This is a genomic window from Actinomadura sp. ATCC 39365 (assembly GCF_054392275.1).
This window is the reverse complement of record NZ_CP184335.1, coordinates 7,232,685-7,251,768: the sequence shown is the minus strand read 5'-3', so window position 1 is coordinate 7,251,768 and position 19,084 is coordinate 7,232,685. Positions and strand designations below refer to the sequence as shown.

Here is a 19,084-nt window from a genome sequence, read left to right as displayed (position 1 = left end):
CCATGATCCCCCGCAGTCCCCGTCCCCCGCACCGTCCCCCGCACCGCCCCCGCCACTGACCGCAGCCCGCCGGCGCCCCGAACGCGTCGCGCGGGCCGGTATCCCCGCCGAGCTCCCGCCGATCGCTCCGGCCGACGCCCGCCTAGCGGGACACCGGAAGGCGGACCACGGCACGCAGGCCCGGCGCCGCGTCCTGCAGGACCACCGTCCCCCCGTGGGCACGCACGGTCTCCCGGACGATCGCCAGCCCCAGCCCCGCACCGCCCTCGTCCCTGCTGCGCCCGGAGTCCAGCCGGGTGAACCGGTTGAACACCCGCTCCCGGTCCTGCTCGGGGATGCCGGGCCCGTCATCGGTCACCGTCAGCACGCCGTCGGCGGTCAGCGCCACCTCGACCTTCGAGGAGGTGTGCCGGACAGCGTTGTCCATCAGGTTCGTCAGCACCCGGCTCAGGTCGAGGGCGTCCCCGCGCACCACCACGGGGTCGCACGCGGTCAGCCGGGCCTCGCCGTACCGCTCGGCGACCTGGCGCACCACCTCGTCGAGGTTGACCGGCTCGTCGCGGGCCGGCACGCCGCCGCGCTCGTCCAGGCGGGCCAGCGCGAGCAGGTCCTCGGCCAGCCTCGACAGCCGCAGGGCGTCCTCCAGCACGCCCTCGGCGGTCTCCCGCCAGTCCTGGCCCTCCGGATGGCCGAGCGCCACCTCCAGCTGGAGCCGGATGCTGGCCAGCGGGCTGCGCAGCTCGTGGGCGGCGTCGGAGACCAGCGCGCGCTGGCGCTGCTCGGCCTCCTCCAACCGGGCCAGCATGCCGTTGAGCGTGGTGGCCAGGGCGTACACCTCGTCACGCGACTGCGGCACCGGCAGCCGCCTGGACCGCGCCGTGTGCGTGATCTCGGCCGCGACCCGGCGCAGCGACGAGATCGGGCGCAGCGTCCTGCCGATCATCAGCCAGCTCGCCACCGCCAGCAGCACGACCAGCGCGGGCGTGCCGACCAGCAGGATCCGTCCGGCCACGCCCAGGCTCGTCTGGATCTCGCCGATCGGCCTGGCCGCCAGCACCGTCTGCCCGTGGTCGGCGCTGAGCACCACCACCCGCAGCGGCCCCGGGATCGCGTACGGCCGCCCGTCCAGGAACGTCGCCCGCCCCTCGCGCAGCACCCTGGCCCTGGCCGCCGCGTCCAGCAGCGGCACCAGCCGGTCGGTGCCGTACGTGACGTGCGTGATCCGCCCGCTGCGGTCGAGCACCTGGACGATCGTGCCGTCATGCGTGGTGATCGGGCTGGTCAGCGTCCCGGCGTCGGCCGCCACGCGTACGGTCTGCGCCTGCTGCCGGGTCGAGGTGTCGACCGTGTCGATCAGCGCCCGGTCGAGCACCGACAGCAGCACCGAGGCCGACAGGGCCAGCGCCAGCGCCAGCACGGCGGCCGCCGCGGCCGTCAGCCTGAACCGCAGCCCCTGACGCCGCCACCAGGCCATCGGGGTGTCAGCCACCGTCGCCCGCCAGCCGGTAGCCCGCGCCGCGCACGGTCTGCAGAGCGTTCCTGCCGAAGGGGGCGTCGACCTTGCGCCGCAGGTAGCCGACGTAGACCTCGACCACGTTGGGGTCGGTGTCGAAGGTGTCCCACACGTGTTCCAGGATCTCCGACTTCGACACCACCTCGTCCCGGCGGCGCATCAGGAACTCCAGCAGCGCGAACTCCCGCGGCGTCAGCTCCACCGGCGTCTCGCCCCGCTGCACCTTCCGGCGGGCCGGATCGAGGGTCAGGTCGCCGGCCGCCAGCACCGACGGCCGCCGCCCCGAGTCGCGCCGCAGCAGGGCCCGGAGCCTGGCCACCAGCACCACGTACGAGAAGGGCTTGGTCAGGTAGTCGTCGGCGCCGAGGTCGAGGCCGTCGGCCATGTCGTACTCGCCGTCCTTGGCCGACAGCATGAGGATCGGCACCCAGTTCTCCTCCGCGCGCAACTGCTTGCACACGTTGTAGCCCGACAGCCTCGGCAGCATGATGTCCAGCACCACGACGTCGTAGTCGCCCTGCCGGGCCGCGTGCAGGCCCTCCTCGCCGTCGTGGGCGAGGTCCACGGCGAACCCCTCGGCCTGCAGCCCGCGCTGGAGGGCCGCGGCCATCCGCCGCTCGTCCTCGACGACCAGTACTCTCATGTGCTGATTCTCCCGTCCCTGAGCTGAGACGCCGCTGAGAAGGCTGAGAGGCGTCTCAGACAGTCTCAGGCCGGCCACAGGATGCATGCCGCAGGCTCTGGTCATCGACATACCGTTAAGGAGTGAGATGCGCAGAGGCACGTTCGTGAGGTGGGGAGTCCCGATCGCCGCGGCGGCGCTGATCGGTGGCGCGATCGGAGCCGGACCGGTCATCGCGGCGGTCAGCGGCGAGCCCGTCCTGCCCGAGCGTTCGGCCCAGCAGCTGCTGGCCGACGCCGTGGCGGCGACGAGCAAGGGGGGCGGCCTGCCGCCCATGTCCGGCACGGTGCAGCAGACGGCCTCGCTCGGCCTGCCGTCGCTGCCCCAGACCGGTGGCGAGTCGCCGCTGAGCCTGCTGTCCGGCTCGCACGAGATCAAGGTCTGGTACGGCGGCGCCGACCGGTTCCGGGTGGCCATGCCGACCCAGTTGAACGAGACCAACCTGATCGTCAACGGCGAGCAGGGCTGGTACTGGCAGAGCGCCACCAACACCGCGACCCGGTTGACCATCAAGCCCGGCACGGGCCAGGAGCACAAGCTGCCCAGCACGCCGCCGACCCAGTTGACGCCGCCGCAGGTGGCCGAGAAGCTGCTGGCCAAGGCCGACGAGCACACCGCGGTCCGGGTGATCAACACCGCGGAGGTGGCCGGCCGGCCGGTCTACCAGCTCGTCCTCGCCCCCAAGGACGAGGGCTCGCTGGTGCAGGAGGTGCGGCTCGCGCTCGACGGCGAGACCTACGTCCCGCTCCAGGTCCAGGTCTACGCCAAGGGCTCGGCCGAACCGGCCTTCCAGGTCGGCTTCACCCAGGTGACGTTCACGCCCCCGGCCCCGGAGAACTTCGCCTTCACCCCGCCCGCGGGCGCCAAGGTGGAGGAGAAGGACCTCAGCGAGCTGGGCGACGCCAAGCGCGCCGAGCAGCACGCCGAGCAGGCCGAGAGGGTCGCGGGCGAGCTCAAGGTCGTCGGCGACGGGTGGACGACCGTGGCCGTCCTGCCGTTCAAGCCGGAGGACCTGAAGGCGGCCGACCGGCCGGCGGCGGGCGACGGCGGCTCGACGCCCGGCGACGGCTCGAAGGCCGACGTGGGGGCGCTGGCCGACACCGTGCTGAAGTCGGCCACGCCGGTGAGCGGCACGTGGGGCTCGGGCCGGCTGATCAAGACCAAGCTCGTCACCGTCCTGCTGACCGACGACGGCCGCCTGCTGGTCGGCGCGGTCACCCCGGAGGAGATCACCCAGGCGGCGGGCGTCAGGTGACCACCGCCGTCACGCAGGAAGCGGGGGCGCCCTTCGGGGCGGCCCCGCCCTCCGGGGAGCACGCCATCGTCACGCGTGGCCTGACCAAGCGCTTCCGCGGCGGCCAGGTGGCCGTGGACGCGCTCGACCTGGCGGTGCCGCGCGGCTCGGTCTTCGGCTTCCTCGGGCCCAACGGCTCGGGCAAGACCACGACCATCCGCATGCTGCTGGGCCTCATCGCGCCCACCGAGGGGGAGCACTCCCTGCTCGGGCTGCCGCTGCCGCGGGCGCTGCCCCGGGTGGGGGCGGTGGTGGAGGGGCCGGCGTTCTACCCGTACCTGTCGGGCGAGGCCAACCTGATGCGTTTCGACGCCGCCGACCCCACCGCCGTGCGCCGCACCGCGCGGGCGCGCGTCGCCGCCGCGCTCGACCGGGTGGGCCTGTCGGCCGCGGCCGGCAAGCGCTACCGCAACTATTCGCTCGGCATGCGCCAGCGCCTGGCCATCGCCGCCGCGCTGCTCGGCCCGCGCGAGCTGCTCGTCCTGGACGAGCCGACCAACGGCCTCGACCCGCAGGGCACCCGCGAGGTGCGCGCGCTGGTCAAGGACATCGCCGCCGGCGGCACCACCGTCTTCGTCTCCTCGCACCTGCTGGCCGAGGTCGAGCAGATGTGCACGCACGCGGCGATCATGCGGACCGGCAAGCTGGCCGCCCAGGGCACGATCGCCTCGCTGAACGGCGGCCTGGCCACGCGCGTCCGGGTCGAGACGCCCGACGTGGCCGACGCCGCGCGGGTGCTCGGCGGGCTGGGGCTGGCCGACGTGCGGCGCGGCGACGCCGACGTGACGGCCGAGCTGGGCGGCGACGCGCCGGAGCGGATCAACGCCGCGCTGGTCGGCGAGGGGGTCGCCGTACGGGGGCTGGCCGTGCTGCGGCCGAGCCTGGAGGACGTTTTCGTCGGACTGACGGGGGAGGGCTTCGATGTCGACGGCTGAGACCTCGGCGCCGGACGCTGGGACACACGCAACCGGGACACACGCAACCGTGACACCCGCAACCGAGACGCGGGACGGCCGGTCCGGTGGCCGCATGCCCGGCCTGGTGCCCGTGACCGAGACGCTGCGCACCGTGGAGCGGCGCACACCGGACCCGGACCCGGCCAGGGACGCCGGGGCCGCGGCGGGCCCGGCGCAGGGCGCCGGGACGGACGCCGCCGACGGCCCGCGGCGGGCGCGGTGGGCGTTCTGGCGGCTGCTCGGCTCGGAGCTGGGCCTGACCTTCCGCCGGCCGCGCAACCTGGTGATGCTGGCCGTGCTCGCCTCCGTGCCGGCCGTCCTCGGCCTCGCCCTGCGCGCGTTCGGCGGCGACGACCGCGATGGGATGGGCGGGTTCATCCAGAGCGTGGCGGGCAACAGCCTCATGCTCACGTTCGTCGCGTTCTCGTTCCTCGTGCTGCTGCTGATGCCGGTCGCCGTCAGCGTGGTCGCGGGCGACTCGGTGGCCGGGGAGGCGGGCGGCGGCACCCTGCGCTACCTGCTGGCCGCGCCTGCGGGACGCACCCGCCTGCTGGCCGTCAAATACCTCAACGCGGTCGTCTTCGCCTACGCCGTCACGGCGGTGGTGGCGCTGTCGGCGCTGGTAACCGGGCTGATCCTGTTCCCGGCCGGGCCGGTGACGCTGCTGTCGGGCACGACGATCTCCATGGGCGAGGGGCTGCTGCGCATCCTCATCGCCGTCGGCTACGTCGGGGCCGGCATGGCGGCGCTGGCGGCCGTCGCGCTGGCGCTGTCGACGTTCACCGAGGTGTCCATCGGGGCGGTGGCCGCCACGCTCGTGCTGGTGGTCGTCTGCCAGGTGCTGCGGGCCTTCCCCGAGCTGAGCGCGGTGACGCCGTACCTGCTGCCGACCAGGTTCACCAGCTTCGACGCGGTGCTGCGCAGCCCGATGGAGCTGTCGGCGCTGCGGGACGGGCTGCTGGCCTTCGGCGCCTACATCGTGCTGTTCTGCTCGATCGCTTGGGCGCGCTTCTCCGGCAAGGACATCACGTCCTGACCGGGAGGCGCGTCCCCGGCCGGGCGAGGTGCCCGGCCGGGGACGCCGCGTCGCGGGGTCAGGCCGCCCGGCGGCGCAGGCCCAGGGCGCCGACGACGACGCCGATGACGCCGACGACCAGCCCGGCGCCGCCCAGCAGGCGGGCCGTGCCGTCGGAGGAGGAGGCCGAGGAGGCCGCCACCGGCGCCACCGACGGGCCCGTGGCGGCGGCCGGGGCGGCCGAGGCCGGCGCGCTCGCGGCGGAGTGCTCGTCGTCGCCGGAGGCCGGGACGAGCTTCAGCGTGGGAGCGGGGTGCTCGGCCTCGGTGCCGTCGGACTTGGGCGCGTCGGCCCAGTCGACCACCTCGCCGCCGGAGTACGTCTGCTTCGTCGGGAACGTCAGCGAGTCGACGTCCTTGGGCAACTGGCCCATGGACACCTCGAACTCCTGGAACTCACCCGGGTTGATCTTGCCGCCGGACCACACGACCGTGGTGACGGCCTCCTCCAGGTCGCCGTACTCGGTCTTGACCGGCTTGGGCAGCTTGCCCTCGGTGACCTTGACGTCCCAGCCCGGCACGGGCTTGACCGACACGAACGCCAGCGGATGGTCGGTGGGGAAGCTGACCTGGACCTTGGTCGTCGAGGCGTTGTCACGCTCGTTGGGCACCCGGAAGGCGACCTTGGTGAACCCGCCCTGCTCGGCGGTGCCCGGGTTGATGGAGACGTGGGCCAGCGCGGGCAGCGCCAGACCGGCGGTGAGGGCGGTGGCGGCGGCGAGCACGGTCGCCGCACGACGGACGAAGGACATGGCGGAACTCCACTTCGGAAAATGACAGGGGTCTACGGGTGTCAGCAGGTCAGGCGGGAAGTGGAGGACCACGCCTGGCCACCCGGTGCCGGAACCCCGGCTGCGGGGGGACCACCCTGGTGTGCACGACCGGAACGCCCGGCCGCACCGCGGGCACGACCGCGAGCAGCGGCGGCACGAGCCGCAACCCGAGCCGGCGCAGCAGCGACCACAGCACGATCTCGCCGCGCGACAGCCACCAGCCGGTCATCAGGGTCGCCGTGAGGTGCGCGAGCAGCATGCCCGCGTTGACGGCCAGCCCCTGGCCGTGGCCGTGCTCGAAGACGTAGGAGGACGGGCTGCCGCCCGCGAACAGCTCGTGCAGGCCGAACTGCGTCACACCCAGCACGATGTTGATCAGCGGCGCCGAGCGCTCCCTGCCGGACAGCGCCAGCCCCAGGCCGGAGACCGCCGCCAGGCCCAGCGCCGCCGCCCACGGCCCCGGACGCCCACCGCCGCCCGCCACGTGGGCGAGGGCAGCGAGGGTCACGCAGACGGCGGCGAAGGCGGCCGTCCGCGCGAGCCGGAGGGGAAGTCGCGCACGCATGTGTGCCACATGGTCTCACGAGGCTCCGTCGCATGAGACCCCTAACTTCCGAGCGGGTTGATGCCTGGTCCGGAAATGGCATTTGTCGCTAGGGTCGTGCCGAGCGCGTTGACATTCGCGTTGACATTTGAGGTGAGAACGTTGCGGCACTTAGCAGGATTGCTCATCGGCGTCGTGGTCACGGCGGCCGTCCTCGGGGGTGGCGGATGGGCCGTGCAGCAGGCCCTCGCCAGTGCGGCGATCACGCCGCCGCCGCCCGACAACCAGAAGATGTGGATCGCCCTCGGCGCCATGGCCGCGGTCGGGCTCGTCGTCGGCCTCGTCGTGGCCGGCCGGATCTCGCCGCTGGCCACGTTCGTGCCCTCGATGGTGCTGCTGGCCTGGACGGTCGTCTACGCCCTGGACACCGGCAGGGCGCTGTCCCTCATTCCCGACCAGCCGTCGGTCCACCGGATCGTCCTGGACGCCGGCGCGGGCGACAAGGTTCTGCTCACCACGGGCGTGCTGGCCCTGCTCGGCGTGGTCCTGTTCATCCCCGTGCTGATGCCCTCCCGCTGGTCGCGCCCGCACGACGACCTCGACGAGGACGACTACGAGACCACGCAGGAGGGCGGCTACTACTGAGTGCCGGTGTAGAGCCGGGTCACCACGTCCTCGATGGTGGCCTGCTCCGGCGCCGTGGCCATGAGCTCGGCGAGCGTCCCGTCGAAGGCCAGCCGGCCGTGGTCGATCAGCATGATCCGGCGGCACAGGCGCTCGATGTCGCCGAGGTCGTGCGTGGTCAGCAGCACGGTCGTGCCGCGCTCGGCGTTCTGCCGCTTCAGGAAGCCGCGGATGCTCGCCTTGCTGACCACGTCGAGGCCGATGGTCGGCTCGTCCAGCACCAGCACGTCGGGGGCGTGCAGCAGCGCCGCGGCCAGGTCGCCGCGCATGCGCTGCCCCAGGCTGAGCTGACGCACCGGGGTGCGCAGGAAGGAGCCGAGGTCGAGGGTCTCGGTCAGCTCGGCCAGCCGGACCCGGAAGGTCGCACGATCTACTTTGTAAAGGTGTCGGACCAGTTCGAAGCTGTCCTTGAGCGGCAGGTCCCACCACAGGGTCGTCCGCTGGCCGAACACCACGCCGATCCGTCGGGCGAGCGTGGTGCGCCGGCGGGAGGGGTCGAGCCCGGCCACCCGCACGGAGCCGGTGGTGGGGGTGAGGATGCCGCACAACATCTTGATCGTGGTGGACTTGCCCGCGCCGTTGGGCCCGAGGTAGCCGACGAACTCGCCGGCCGGCACGGTGAACGACAGGTCGCGCACGGCGTGCACGACCGTGCGTCTGACCTTGAACGAGCGTCCCGCCCGTCGCAGCTCGATCATCGCTAACTCCCCGTCGATCGGTAGTGCCTGATGCCCTGCCGCCAGGCCGACGCGGCGGCCAGGGCGAGGACCAGCGCGGCGGCCGGTCCGAGGAACCGCATGAACCCGGGCGTGCCGAACGGGTCGTCCCGGCCCAGGACGTAGAGGCCGGGCTGCCAGTTGACGAAGGCCAGGGGCAGTACGTACGTGACGCCGCGGACCAGGTCGCGGGCGTAGACGCTGAGGGGGTACTGGCTGAGCTGGTGGGTGCCGTAGGTGAAGGTGTTGACCACCTCCGGGGCGTCGGTCAGCGCGAACTGCAGCGCGCCGGCGAGCGTCCAGAGCGCGGTGAAGATGACGATGCCGGTGACGATCATGACGGGGATCATCCAGGCCCGCCGCCAGTCGAGGCCGAGGGCGGCGACGGCGTAGGCGAGCACGGCCACGGCCTGGACGACGCGGCCGATCCTGGTGGGCGCGAAGCGGTCGGCGGCGATCTGGATCCAGGCGGCGGCCGGGCGGATGAGGATCGTGTCGAGCGTGCCGGCCTTGATGTGCTGGCTGAGGCGGTCGAGGTTGCTGACGAAGGTGTCGCAGACGGTGAAGGAGACGGCGGAGGCGCCGTACAGGAACAGCACCTCCTCGCGGGTGAAGCCGGCCAGGGTGGTGGTGTTGGCGAAGACGACGAGGATGGCCGCGACGTCGATCGCCCCCGTGACCAGGCCGAACACGATCATCAGGGCGAAGGAGAGGCGGTAGGCGGCCGCGGCGCGGGTCCAGGTCCAGGCCAGCAGGAAGTACGTCCTAACCACCCTGGATCACCACCTTGTGGCGGACGGCGCGGGTGGCCAGCAGGCCGAGCGCGAACAGCGTCGCCGCCCAGAACGCCTGGAGGGCGAGCGTCCGCCCCACGGGGGCCCTGCCGAGGTAGAGGTCGGCGGGCGCCTGGACCATGGAGGCCCACGGCAGGGCCCTGACCACCTCGCCCAGCGGGCCGGGGAACAGGTGGAGGGGGAGCATCATGCCGCTGAAGAACGTCGTCAGGACCAGGGACACGACGGCCACGCCGCGGTCGTCGGCGAGCCAGCAGACCGACAGCGCGACGAGGTAGCGCCAGCCGAAGCTGATGAGCACGCCGACGAGGCAGCCGGTCAGGGCCGCCGCCCATCGGGCCGGGGAGGCGGGGGTGGTGATGCCGAACAGGGCCGCGCCCAGCAGCAGCGGCGGGAGGCTGCGCACCAGGAGCAGGTAAGCGGCCCGGCCCAGGTCTTCGGCCAGCGACCAGAGCTGGAGCGAGGCGGGGCGGACGAGGTCGAGCGCGATGTCGCCGGTGCGGATGCGCTCGGGGATGGCCAGGCCGCCGCCGAACAGCATCATCGGGCCGATGAGGGCCTGGGTGACGAAGCAGTAGGTGACGGCGTCGGTGACGTCGTAGCCGGCCAGGCCGGGGCGGGCCTGCCACAGGGCGATGAGGACGTAGGCGCGCAGGACGCCGAACACGCTGTTGGTGAACGCGCCGGCGAGCGCGGCCCAGATGTAGACGGCGTGCTTGCGGAAGCCGTACCGGACGAGGCGGGCGTAGAGGGGAATGATGGCTCACCTCCCGGGAGTGAGGACGCGGTCACGGACCGTGTCGGGGGTCGCGCACGGGTCCGCCTTGGCGGAAGCCTGGAATTATCCGCCGGTGGGTCAGCGGTCCGCAACGCGATATCCGAACCGCGGGGCCGCCCAGGTGGAGCGGAGTCCCCGAATGTCCCGGCATATCCCCAGGGTCGTACAAGGGCGGAATATTCGTGTCAGGGACGAGATCCTTACTGGCCGGTAGAGCCGTGACGTTCCGGGAAGAAAAGGGGTGGAGGACCGTCATGCGCATCAACAAGGACGTGGCACCCGACTACCCCTTGAGCTGGCAGGCCAGGGCCCTGACCTCGGTCATGTGGGGCACCCTGAAGCCCGCCTCCACGGTGCTGATGCGTCATCCGCTGGCCCTGATGGGCGCGGCCCGCCTGGGCGAGCTGGCCCGGCTGATGCCGCTGCGCCTGCCCGAGCACGCCGTCGTCGCGCCCGCCGAGGGGCCGGACTGCGGCGGCGAATGGGTCCGCGCCGGCCAGAGGGTGGACGAGCGCAAGGCGCTGCTCTACTTCCACGGCGGCGGCTACTTCTCCTGCTCGCCGCGTACCCACCGGCCCATCACCTGGCGGTTGTCGGCCGTGGCCCGGCGGCCGGTCCTCGCGTTGGACTACCGGCAGGGGCCGGTGCACCCGCTGGCCGACTCCCTGGCCGACGCGCTGGACGCCTACGAGTGCCTGATGCGCAACGGGCACGCCCCCGAGGACATCGTCATCGCCGGGGACTCGGCGGGCGGCCATCTGACGCTGGCGACCCTGCTGGCGCTGCGCGACCGCGGCCTGCCGACGCCCGCCGCCGCGATCTGCCTGTCGCCGTGGACGGATCTGACCGACATCCCGCGCCGCGCCAACCGCTGGCACGACCCCATGTTGCCGGCGGGCCGGGTGCGATGGCTGGCCCGCCACTGGACCTGCGGGCTCGACCCGTGGGACCCGCTCGTCTCGCCGGTGCACGGCGACTTCACCGGCCTGCCGCCGCTGATGATCGTCACCGGCTCCACGGAGGTGCTGCGGGACGAGGCCCGCCGGGTGGCCGAGCGGGCCCGGGAGGCCGGGGTGCCGGTGCGGTACGAGGAGTGGCGGCGCATGCCGCACGCGTTCCCGATCCTGGCCGACGTCCTGCCGGAGGCGCGGCTGGTCTTCCGGCACATGTCGGCGTTCCTGGAGGCCGTCGCGGCCCGTGCGGCGCGGCGAGGGGATTCGGCGGCGGCCTGACTGGGCCTGCTGTGTCGGGGTAGCTTGTGCTGACATGTCGCAGTTTGGGGTTGCGCGCCGGGGAAGGCGTCGAGGCGTTGCGGTGGCCATGGCCGTCAATCCCGCTGTAAGGTTAGGTATACCTAACTAACACATGGGGGCTGAAGTGATGGCTGACAAGCCCACGGATCACCATCGGGGCGTCGTCCTGCGGACCGAGCGGCTCTCCCCGCACATGATCCGCATCGTGGTCGGCGGCGACGGCCTGCGTGACTTCGCCTGCCGCGGCCTCACCGACCATTACGTGAAGCTCGTCTTCCCGCACGAGGGCGTGGACTACCCCGAGCCCTTCAGCGTCAAGCACGTGCGCGAGACCATGCCGCGCGAGCTCTGGCCGCGCCTGCGCACCTACACCGTGCGCGCCTGGGATCCCGACGCCCTTGAGCTGACCCTCGACTTCGTCCACCACGGCCACAAGGGCCTGGCCGGGCCGTGGGCCGCCGCGGCCGAGCCCGGCGACGTCGTGCTGATGCTGGGCCCCGGCGGCGGCTACGCGCCCGATCCCGAGGCCGGCTGGCATCTGCTGGTGGGCGACGAGAGCGCGCTGCCGGCCATCGCCGCCTCCCTGGAGGCGCTGCCCGACGGCGCCCTCGCCCACGTCCTGCTGGAGGTGGACGGCCCCGGTGACGAGCTGAAGCTCGGCACGGCCGCCGACGCGCGGATCACCTGGCTGTACCGGGGCGCGCGGCCCGTCGGCCAGGCGCTGGTGGAGGCGGTGCGCGCGCTGGAGTTCCCCGAGGGGGACGTGCACGCGTTCGTCCACGGCGAGGCCGGCTTCGTCAAGGAGCTCCGCCGCCACCTGCGACTGGAGCGGGGCGTGCCGATGGAGCGGCTGTCCATCTCCGGCTACTGGCGCATCGGCGTGGACGACGAGGCCTGGCGGGCGGTCAAGAACGACTGGAACCGCGAGGTCGAGGCCGACGAGGCGCGCGCCCTGGCCTCCTGACCCCTTCTCCGGACGGAAGCCCGCCAACCACCAAAAGCCACTTCAGAACGTTCCATCCCAGCACTTACTAACCCTCCGGGCACGAACGCCTTACCTGCGATACCCCTTGCGCAAGACATGCGGAAAGGGCCCCCGGATGCCGCCACAGTGTGCCTTGCCGTGTCCCCCACAGGAGAGGCGAGACCCGGATGGCGCGTGGTGCGAGCGACATGCCTCCTGGCGTGCGACCGCTTACGGTGGGCGACCCGGTCGTCATCGGCCGGTACCTTCTCCTCGGCCGCCTGGGGTCGGGCGGGATGGGCGTGGTGTACCTTGCCGAACACCCGCAAGGGGGCCTGGTCGCGCTCAAGACGCCGCACCCGGTGCATCTCCACGATGCCACGTTGCGGGCGCGTTTCGCCGAGGAAGTGGCTTTCTCGCGGAGATTGGTGCCCTTCTGCACCGCCGCCGTCATCGAGGACGGCGCCGAGGACGACCGTCCGTACCTGGTCACCGAGTACATCCCGGGGCCCGCGCTGTCCCAGGTGGTCAAGGCCGGGGGAGCGCTCACGCCCGACCTCGCCTACGGCGTGGCCCTCGGGGTGGCGGCCGCGCTCGTCGCCGTGCACGAGGCCGGTCTGGTGCACCGCGACCTCAAGCCCGGCAACGTGCTGCTGTCGCCCGGGGGGCCGCGGGTCATCGACTTCGGCATCGCCCGCGACGTGGACACTCTCGCCGCCCACACCCAGGCCGGCCAGGTCATGGGCAGCCCCGGCTGGGTGGCGCCCGAACGGCTGACCGGCGGCCCCGCCCTGCCCGCCTCGGACGTGTTCGCCTGGGGCTGCCTGGTGGCCTACGCGGCGAGCGGCCACCACCCGTTCGGCGGCGGCGAGGCGGACGTGCTGACCCGGCGCATCCTGTTCGACCCGCCGCGCCTCGACGGCGTGCCCGCCCTGCTGCGCCCGGCCGTGGAGGCGGCGCTGGCCAAGGACCCGGGTTCCCGTCCCGGATCGGCCGACCTGCTGCGGGCGCTGCTGGCGTCCGGAGGCGTGGGCGATCCGTGGGACCTGCGCCGGGCGGTCCGCGACGTGCTGGACGGGAGCTGGGCCGAGGTGCCCTGCCGGGCGGGCGGCGGGGCGGCCCGCCCGGTCACGCCGGCGGCGGAACCGGGCAGCTCCGAGCGCAGGAGCAGGCGCAGGAGCAGGGAGAAGGCCGGGGCGCACCTGTCGCACGCCGGTTTCGCCGCGCTGGCCACGGTCTCGATCGCGGCGGTCACCGTGATCGCGGCCTCGGGCGGGGACGCTCTGAGCCTCGGCGGCGGCTCGCTGCTGCCCGAGCCCGCGGTCGTGCAGCCGCAGGACGGCGCCCGCGCGACCGAGCGGCCCACGGCGACCCCCGCCGGCATCCGGTCGCCCGTCCACGTGGCGCCCCCAAAGAGCGCGGCCACGCCGGTGCTCTCCGTCACGCGTTCCCGCACGCCGGGCGGGCACTTTGCGATCCTCACGCCCGAACCCGACCGGCGGCCCGACGACTTCCGCCGGTCCGGCCCGTCCCGCCCCGCGCGCCCGTCCGGCACGTCCGGACCGGGCGATCCGGGCGGCGCGGAGCCCGGTCCGTGCGCCGGTCCGGCGGGCCGCCACCGCGGAGGCGCGGCCCGCCGCGACTGCCCGCGGCCGTCGGGCTCGATCAGCACGATCCCCCAGGACGGCCCCGGCGAGTCGCCCGGCCCCACCGTCTCGGGCCCGGCCACCCCGACGGCCACCGGAGCGTCCTGACCGCGCATGCCTCATGATCGAGGTGAGCGGGTGAAGCGTGGTCACCCTCCCGCACCCGAGAGCGAGGCCGTACATGAGCTACTACGACATAGAGGGCAACCCCATCAGCCCGGCGCGGGCGCAGGAGCTGCTGGCCGACCGCGCCCGGCGCACGATCGGCGACGACCGCGTCGGCACCGCCGCGGGAACGTTCCGCATCCGCACCCTGCATTTGGTGCTCGACCAGGCCGACGGCGGGACGGTGCCGCTGCTGTTCGAGTCGACCGTGCGCCTGTCGCCGCCCGGCGCCGACCCGGGGACGGGCGGCCAGGAAGTGCTCAGCCTGCACTGGTCCACCAGGCAGCAGGCCGAGGACGCGCACGCCCAGCTCGTCCGCGACATCACCGAGCGGCAGGACCTGCCGTCGTGGGCCCGGGAGGGCGGCTGAGCGCACGGCGGGCCTCGAAGGGGCGTGAAAGAGGGGCATGAAAAGGGGCCGCGCCGGGCTGGGGGAGCCGGCGCGGCCCTTCGCCGGGGGAACCATCCCATGCCCTGGAGGTGGCCGGCGAGATCAGGAGATCAGTGGTGGAACTGCTCCTCCTCGGTGGAGCCCTTGAGCGCGGTCGTCGAGGAGTCGGGCGCGACGGCCGTGCTGACCAGGTCGAAGTAGCCGGTGCCGACCTCGCGCTGGTGCCTGGTCGCGGTGTACCCGCGCGCCTCGGCGGCGAACTCGGCCTCCTGGAGCTCGACGTAGGCCGTCATGCCGTCGGCGGCGTACCCCTGGGCGAGGTCGAACATCGAGTAGTTCAGCGAGTGGAACCCGGCCAGCGTGATGAACTGGAACTTGTATCCCATGTGCCCCAGCTCGCGCTGGAACTTGGCGATCGTGGAGTCGTCCAGGTGCTGCTTCCAGTTGAACGACGGCGAGCAGTTGTAGGCGAGCATCTGGTCCGGGTAGCGGGCCTTGATCGCCTCGGCGAACTCGCGGGCCACGTCCAGGTCCGGCGTGCCGGTCTCCATCCACAGCAGGTCGGAGTAGGGGGCGTAGGCCAGGCCGCGGGCGATGCAGGAGTCCACGCCGTTGCGCACCCGGTAGAAGCCCTCGGCGGTGCGCTCGCCGGTGGTGAAGGCCTGGTCGCGCGGGTCCACGTCACTGGTCAGGAGCGTCGCGGCCTGTGCGTCGGTCCGCGCGACGATCAGTGAGGGGACGCCGCACACGTCGGCGGCCAGCCGCGCGGCGTTGAGCGTCTTGATGTGCTGGCCGGTCGGGATCAGCACCTTGCCGCCCAGGTGGCCGCACTTCTTCTCGGAGGCGAGCTGGTCCTCCCAGTGCACGCCCGCGGCGCCGGCCGCGATCATGCCCTTCATCAGCTCGAACGCGTTCAGCACGCCGCCGAACCCGGCCTCGGCGTCGGCCACGATCGGCGCCAGCCAGTGCGGCGCGTCCGGCACGCCCTCCGACCAGGTGATCTGGTCGGCGCGCAGCAGCGCGTTGTTGATGCGGCGCACGACGGCGGGCACGGAGTTGGCCGGGTAGAGGCTCTGGTCCGGGTACGTCTGGCCGCCGAGGTTGGCGTCCGCGGCCACCTGCCAGCCGGACAGGTAGATCGCCTTCAGCCCGGCCTTCACCTGCTGGACGGCCTGGTTGCCGGTCAGCGCGCCGAGGGCGTTGACGTAGTCCTCGGTGTGCAGCAGGTCCCAGAGACGCTCGGCGCCGAGCCGGGCCAGCGTGTGCTCCTCCTGGACGCTGCCCCGCAACCGGATCACGTCCTGCGCGCTGTACGTGCGCTCGACGCCCGCCCAGCGAGGGTCGTTCTGCCACTTGTCCTGCAGCTGCTCCGCAGCTCCCTTGAGGCGATCGTTCATCGTTCGCTCCTTTGTCGTCCCCTGGGGCTCACGTCGATGATCTGCCCGGAGGCCGCGGGTCAATAGGCTTCAGGGCTGAGAAGAACCGTCAAAATTTCCAGTGCGTGCATTACTTGTGGGTATTCAGATGAGAAGAAATCGCAAGTTTTCCTGTTGGCCTAGACCAATCCTCATCCCGAACCGCACGCGGCTCTCGCGTCGCGCTGCGACGCGCCCTGAGTGCCCAAAGGCTAGAAAATGGGCCGAATTTCTGTCTAAGATGCCTGTATGGCGTCCCTGCTAGGCGAAGAACCGCTGTCTTTGACGCAGGAGCTCGATCTGATCGCGTTCGGCCAGCGTCTGCGCCACCTGCGCAAACAGCGCGGCCTCACCCTGTCGGATCTGGGCTCGCGCGTCAGCAGGGCGCCCAGCCAGCTGTCGCTGCTCGAGAACGGCAAGCGCGAGCCCAAGCTCTCGCTGCTCAAGTCCCTGGCGACCGCGCTGGGCGTCCCCGTCGAGGAGCTGCTGCGCCGCCAGCCGCCCAACCGGCGCGCCCAGCTGGAGATCGCGCTGGAGGAGGCGCAGCGCGACCCCATCTACGCCGGTCTCGGCCTGCCCCGGCTCAAGGTCTCCGCGCGCGTGCCCAACGACGTCCTGGAACACCTGCTCGGCCTGTACGGCGAGCTGCGCGCCCGGCAGGCCCGCGGCACCGCCACCCCCGAGGAGGCCAGGGCCGCCAACGCCGAGCTGCGGCGCAGGCAGCGCGAGGTGGGCAACTACTTCCCCGACATCGAGAAGGCCGCGGCCGAGGCCCTCGACGCCGTCGGCTACCGCACCGGAGCCCTGTCCCAGAGCACGATCCAGGGCCTGGTCACGCACTTCGGCTACACCGTCCACACCGCCCAGGACCTGCCGCGGTCGGTGCGTTCCATCACCGACCTACGCAACCGGCGCATCTACGTCAAACACGAGCAGCTCGGCATGCACACCCCGCGCACGATCCTGCTCCAGACGCTCGGGCACCTCGCGCTCGGCCACGGCAAACCGCGCGACTTCGCCGACTTCCTGCGCCAGCGCACCGAGGCCAACTACTTCGCCGCCGCCGTGCTCGTGCCGGAACGGGCCGCCGCCCCCTACCTCCAGGAGGCCAAGGCGGCGCGGGCGCTGTCGGTGGAGGACCTGCGGGACGTGTTCGCCGTCTCCTACGAGATGGCCGCCCACCGCTTCACCAACCTGGCCACCCACCACCTGGGCCTCGTCTGCCACTTCGTGCGCAACGACGCCGGTGGCACCATCTACAAGGCGTACGAGAACGACGGCATCGTCTTCCCCGCCGACGAACAGGGGGCCATCGAGGGGCAACGGATGTGCCTGCAGTGGTCGGGGCGGCAGGTGTTCGCCTCGCCCGACCGGTTCTCGGTGTTCTACCAGTATTCCGACTCGCCCACCGGCACCTATTTCTGCGTCGCGCACGTCGATCCCTCGCGGGAACGGGACTTCGCGATCACGCTGGGGGTGCCGTACCGGGAGTCGCGGTGGTTCCGGGGCCGGGAGACCACCAATCGCACCAAGTCCAGCTGCCCCAACGGCGACTGCTGCCGCCGTCCGCCCGCTGAGCTGGCCGAACGCTGGGAGGGCTACGCCTGGCCGTCCGCGCGGGCCAACTCGCACATCCTGGCCGCCCTGCCGCCCGGGTCGTTCCCGGGTGTGGACGAGGCGGACGTCTATACCTTCCTGGAGCGTCACGCGACCCTCGCATAAGCTGACAAGCGGGGGAACGGGGGAGGTGTCGCACATGCTGCCTGATGTGCGGAAATGGTGGCATCGCCGAACGTCGTGCGCCGCGGACTGGCCGCTGCGCGACCTCGTGGCGGCCAAGGGGGGCACCACGGTGAGCGTGGTCCTGCCGGCCCGCGACGAGCGGGAGACCGTGGGCGAGATCGTCCAGGTGATCCGGCGCGAGCTGGACGGACTCGTGGACGAGATCGTCGTCATCGACTCGTGCTCGGCCGACGACACCGCGCGGGTGGCGGCGCGGGCCGGGGCCGCCGTGCACGCCCAGCGCGACATCCTGCCCGAGCTCGCGCCGCTGGAGGGCAAGGGCGAGGCGCTGTGGAAGTCGCTGGCGGTCACCTCCGGCGACGTGGTGGCCTTCGCCGACGCCGACATCAGGCACTTCCGCGCCTCGCTGGTCGCCGGGGTGCTCGGCCCGCTGCTCACCGATCCCACCGTCGCCTACACCAAGGGCTGCTACGACCGTCCGCTGAACGGCGCACCCAACGGCGGCGGCCGCGTCACCGAGCTCGTCGCCCGCCCGCTGATCAACCTGCACTGGCCCGAACTGGCCGGGTTCGTGCAACCCCTCGCCGGAGAGTACGCCGGCCGCCGCTCGGCCCTGGAACGCGTGCCGTTCCTGACCGGGTACGGGGTGGAGCTCGGCCTGCTCATCGACCTGCTGGACCTGGCCGGGCTCGACGGCCTGGCCCAGGTGGACCTGGGGTCGCGCGAGCACGCCCCGCAGTCCACGGAGGCGCTCGGGGGGATGGCGGCCCAAATCATGCTGGCCGCGTGGTCGCGGCTGCGGCGCCAGGGGAAGATCGAGGCCCGTCATGTGCCGGGGGTGGAACTGGCCCAGTTCCGGCGGTGCGAGGGCGGCCACGACGTGCTGACCCGCCAGATCGCCATCGGCGAACGCCCCCCGATGCTCACCCTGACCCACCCCACCACCTTCGACCCGCCTCCGTAACGGTCCCGCCTGGCCTGCCGCGCTCGGCCCTCGTTGGATGGTTTCGCCGTCCCTTGTGGCGGGCCCGGGGTGACTGGCTTGCCGTGGCGACCCCCGTGGCCGGCCCTGGAGTTGGCGGGCCATGAGGTCCTACTTGAGGGCTGCTGTCACGAAGGCGCCGATCTGGTCGCGGATGGCGTCGTGGTCCTCGGCGGCGTCGCCCAGTATGATCCGCCCGAGCTGCGGCATCATCGACGGGAACAGGGCGAGCCCGGTCAGCATGAACAGCATGCGCGACGTCGCCTTCGACGGCTCCTCGCCGCGCCCTTCGGCCAGCGAGGCCGCCTTGCGCGCGCACCGCTCGACCCTGGCCTCCTGGCCGGGCAGCAGCTCCTGGCCTCGGTAGTTGAGCGCCTCCCACATGAGCAGCCGGACCAGGTCGGGATGGCGCCGGTAGTAGTCGGTCAGCCGGGCCACGTAGTCGACGGGATCGGCGCCGGGCAGGGCGATCTGCGACGTCAGGTCGTCGAGCGCCTCGTTGATGACGGCGTCGAACAACTTCTCCTTGTTGCCGAAATGCCCGTAGATGCGCTCTTTGTTGACGCCGGCGCGCTCCGCGATGCGATCCACACGCGCGCCCGCCACGCCGTACGCGGCGAACTCCTCGCGGGCGGCCTCCAGCAGGGCGGCCCGGGTGGCGGCGGTCGAGACCTTGGGTGACATGCCACCATTCTGCCACCAACAACTAGTTGGTTG

Annotated in this window: 19 protein-coding genes; 10 read left to right on the top strand and 9 right to left on the bottom strand. The window is 72.5% G+C overall.

Annotated elements, in window-relative coordinates:
- Window positions 1-142: 142 nt before the first annotated feature.
- Complete coding sequence (locus tag ACNF49_RS35415; protein ID WP_482940291.1) at window positions 143-1,489, bottom strand: sensor histidine kinase; 1,347 nt, start codon at window positions 1,487-1,489, stop codon at window positions 143-145.
- Window positions 1,482-2,156, bottom strand: a complete 675-nt coding sequence (locus ACNF49_RS35410) for a response regulator transcription factor (protein ID WP_352328085.1) — start codon at window positions 2,154-2,156, stop codon at window positions 1,482-1,484. The genes ACNF49_RS35415 and ACNF49_RS35410 overlap by 8 nt, the downstream gene beginning before the upstream one ends.
- A gap of 127 nt (window positions 2,157-2,283) precedes the next feature.
- Here ACNF49_RS35410 and ACNF49_RS35405 point away from each other — a divergent pair, with 127 nt between their 5' ends.
- Genes ACNF49_RS35405 through ACNF49_RS35395 form a run of 3 tightly spaced genes read left to right on the top strand, consistent with a single transcriptional unit; the run spans window position 2,284 to window position 5,481 of the window.
- Window positions 2,284-3,450 (top strand): LolA family protein, encoded by a 1,167-nt coding sequence (locus tag ACNF49_RS35405; RefSeq protein WP_482940290.1) that lies wholly within the window; start codon window positions 2,284-2,286, stop codon window positions 3,448-3,450.
- Window positions 3,447-4,424 carry an ABC transporter ATP-binding protein gene (locus ACNF49_RS35400; RefSeq protein WP_357969344.1) on the top strand — a complete coding sequence of 326 codons (978 nt, stop codon included), beginning with the start codon at window positions 3,447-3,449 and terminating at the stop codon, window positions 4,422-4,424. Before ACNF49_RS35405 ends, ACNF49_RS35400 begins: the two co-directional genes overlap by 4 nt.
- A 49-nt stretch (window positions 4,425-4,473) precedes the next feature.
- Window positions 4,474-5,481, top strand: a complete 1,008-nt coding sequence (locus ACNF49_RS35395; protein WP_482940289.1) for an ABC transporter permease — start codon at window positions 4,474-4,476, stop codon at window positions 5,479-5,481.
- Between the two features lie 58 nt (window positions 5,482-5,539).
- Here the strand turns inward: ACNF49_RS35395 and ACNF49_RS35390 are convergent, their stop codons facing one another.
- Entirely contained in the window at window positions 5,540-6,271 is a 732-nt protein-coding gene (locus ACNF49_RS35390; RefSeq protein WP_482940288.1) for a YcnI family copper-binding membrane protein, read from the bottom strand.
- A 49-nt stretch (window positions 6,272-6,320) separates the two neighbouring features.
- Window positions 6,321-6,857, bottom strand: coding sequence for an MFS transporter (locus ACNF49_RS35385; protein ID WP_482940287.1), 537 nt, complete (start codon window positions 6,855-6,857; stop codon window positions 6,321-6,323).
- 141 nt (window positions 6,858-6,998) lie between these two features.
- On the opposite strand from ACNF49_RS35385, the gene ACNF49_RS35380 reads away from it, so the two are divergent.
- On the top strand, window positions 6,999-7,481 hold the full coding sequence (locus ACNF49_RS35380) for a hypothetical protein (RefSeq protein WP_482940286.1): 483 nt from the start codon (window positions 6,999-7,001) through the stop codon (window positions 7,479-7,481).
- On the opposite strand, the gene ACNF49_RS35375 is transcribed toward ACNF49_RS35380, so the two are convergent.
- The 3 genes from ACNF49_RS35375 to ACNF49_RS35365 are packed head-to-tail and all read right to left on the bottom strand — an operon-like array spanning window position 7,475 to window position 9,697.
- Complete coding sequence (locus ACNF49_RS35375) at window positions 7,475-8,218, bottom strand: ABC transporter ATP-binding protein (protein ID WP_357969353.1); 744 nt, start codon at window positions 8,216-8,218, stop codon at window positions 7,475-7,477. The genes ACNF49_RS35380 and ACNF49_RS35375 overlap by 7 nt on opposite strands.
- Window positions 8,219-8,220: 2 nt before the next feature.
- Window positions 8,221-9,009: an ABC transporter permease gene (locus tag ACNF49_RS35370; protein ID WP_482940285.1), complete on the bottom strand. Its 789-nt coding sequence runs from the start codon at window positions 9,007-9,009 to the stop codon at window positions 8,221-8,223.
- Entirely contained in the window at window positions 9,002-9,697 is a 696-nt protein-coding gene (locus tag ACNF49_RS35365; RefSeq protein WP_357969359.1) for an ABC transporter permease, read from the bottom strand. The genes ACNF49_RS35370 and ACNF49_RS35365 overlap by 8 nt, the downstream gene beginning before the upstream one ends.
- Before the next feature lie 365 nt (window positions 9,698-10,062).
- Here ACNF49_RS35365 and ACNF49_RS35360 point away from each other — a divergent pair, with 365 nt between their 5' ends.
- The 4 genes from ACNF49_RS35360 to ACNF49_RS35345 all read left to right on the top strand — a co-directional run bounded on the left by ACNF49_RS35360 (window position 10,063) and on the right by ACNF49_RS35345 (window position 14,206).
- The gene (locus ACNF49_RS35360) at window positions 10,063-11,040 is read left to right on the top strand and encodes an alpha/beta hydrolase (protein ID WP_482940284.1); all 978 of its coding nucleotides are present in this window, start codon (window positions 10,063-10,065) and stop codon (window positions 11,038-11,040) included.
- 148 nt (window positions 11,041-11,188) lie between these two features.
- Complete coding sequence (locus ACNF49_RS35355) at window positions 11,189-12,025, top strand: siderophore-interacting protein (protein ID WP_357969365.1); 837 nt, start codon at window positions 11,189-11,191, stop codon at window positions 12,023-12,025.
- A 221-nt stretch (window positions 12,026-12,246) separates the two neighbouring features.
- Window positions 12,247-13,779, top strand: a complete 1,533-nt coding sequence (locus tag ACNF49_RS35350; protein WP_482940283.1) for a serine/threonine-protein kinase — start codon at window positions 12,247-12,249, stop codon at window positions 13,777-13,779.
- 73 nt (window positions 13,780-13,852) lie between these two features.
- Complete coding sequence (locus ACNF49_RS35345) at window positions 13,853-14,206, top strand: hypothetical protein (RefSeq protein ID WP_357969371.1); 354 nt, start codon at window positions 13,853-13,855, stop codon at window positions 14,204-14,206.
- Between the two features lie 131 nt (window positions 14,207-14,337).
- Here ACNF49_RS35345 and aceA read toward each other — a convergent pair whose 3' ends face one another.
- A complete protein-coding gene (aceA, locus tag ACNF49_RS35340; RefSeq protein WP_482940282.1) occupies window positions 14,338-15,624 on the bottom strand; it encodes an isocitrate lyase in 1,287 nt (428 codons plus the stop codon).
- A 267-nt stretch (window positions 15,625-15,891) separates the two neighbouring features.
- Between aceA and ACNF49_RS35335 the strand changes: the two genes are divergently transcribed.
- Window positions 15,892-17,364, top strand: a complete 1,473-nt coding sequence (locus tag ACNF49_RS35335; protein ID WP_352351541.1) for a helix-turn-helix domain-containing protein — start codon at window positions 15,892-15,894, stop codon at window positions 17,362-17,364.
- Between the two features lie 34 nt (window positions 17,365-17,398).
- Window positions 17,399-18,349, top strand: a complete 951-nt coding sequence (locus ACNF49_RS35330; RefSeq protein WP_482940281.1) for a glucosyl-3-phosphoglycerate synthase — start codon at window positions 17,399-17,401, stop codon at window positions 18,347-18,349.
- A gap of 129 nt (window positions 18,350-18,478) precedes the next feature.
- Here ACNF49_RS35330 and ACNF49_RS35325 read toward each other — a convergent pair whose 3' ends face one another.
- Entirely contained in the window at window positions 18,479-19,051 is a 573-nt protein-coding gene (locus ACNF49_RS35325; protein ID WP_357969380.1) for a TetR/AcrR family transcriptional regulator, read from the bottom strand.
- Window positions 19,052-19,084 lie beyond the last annotated feature (33 nt).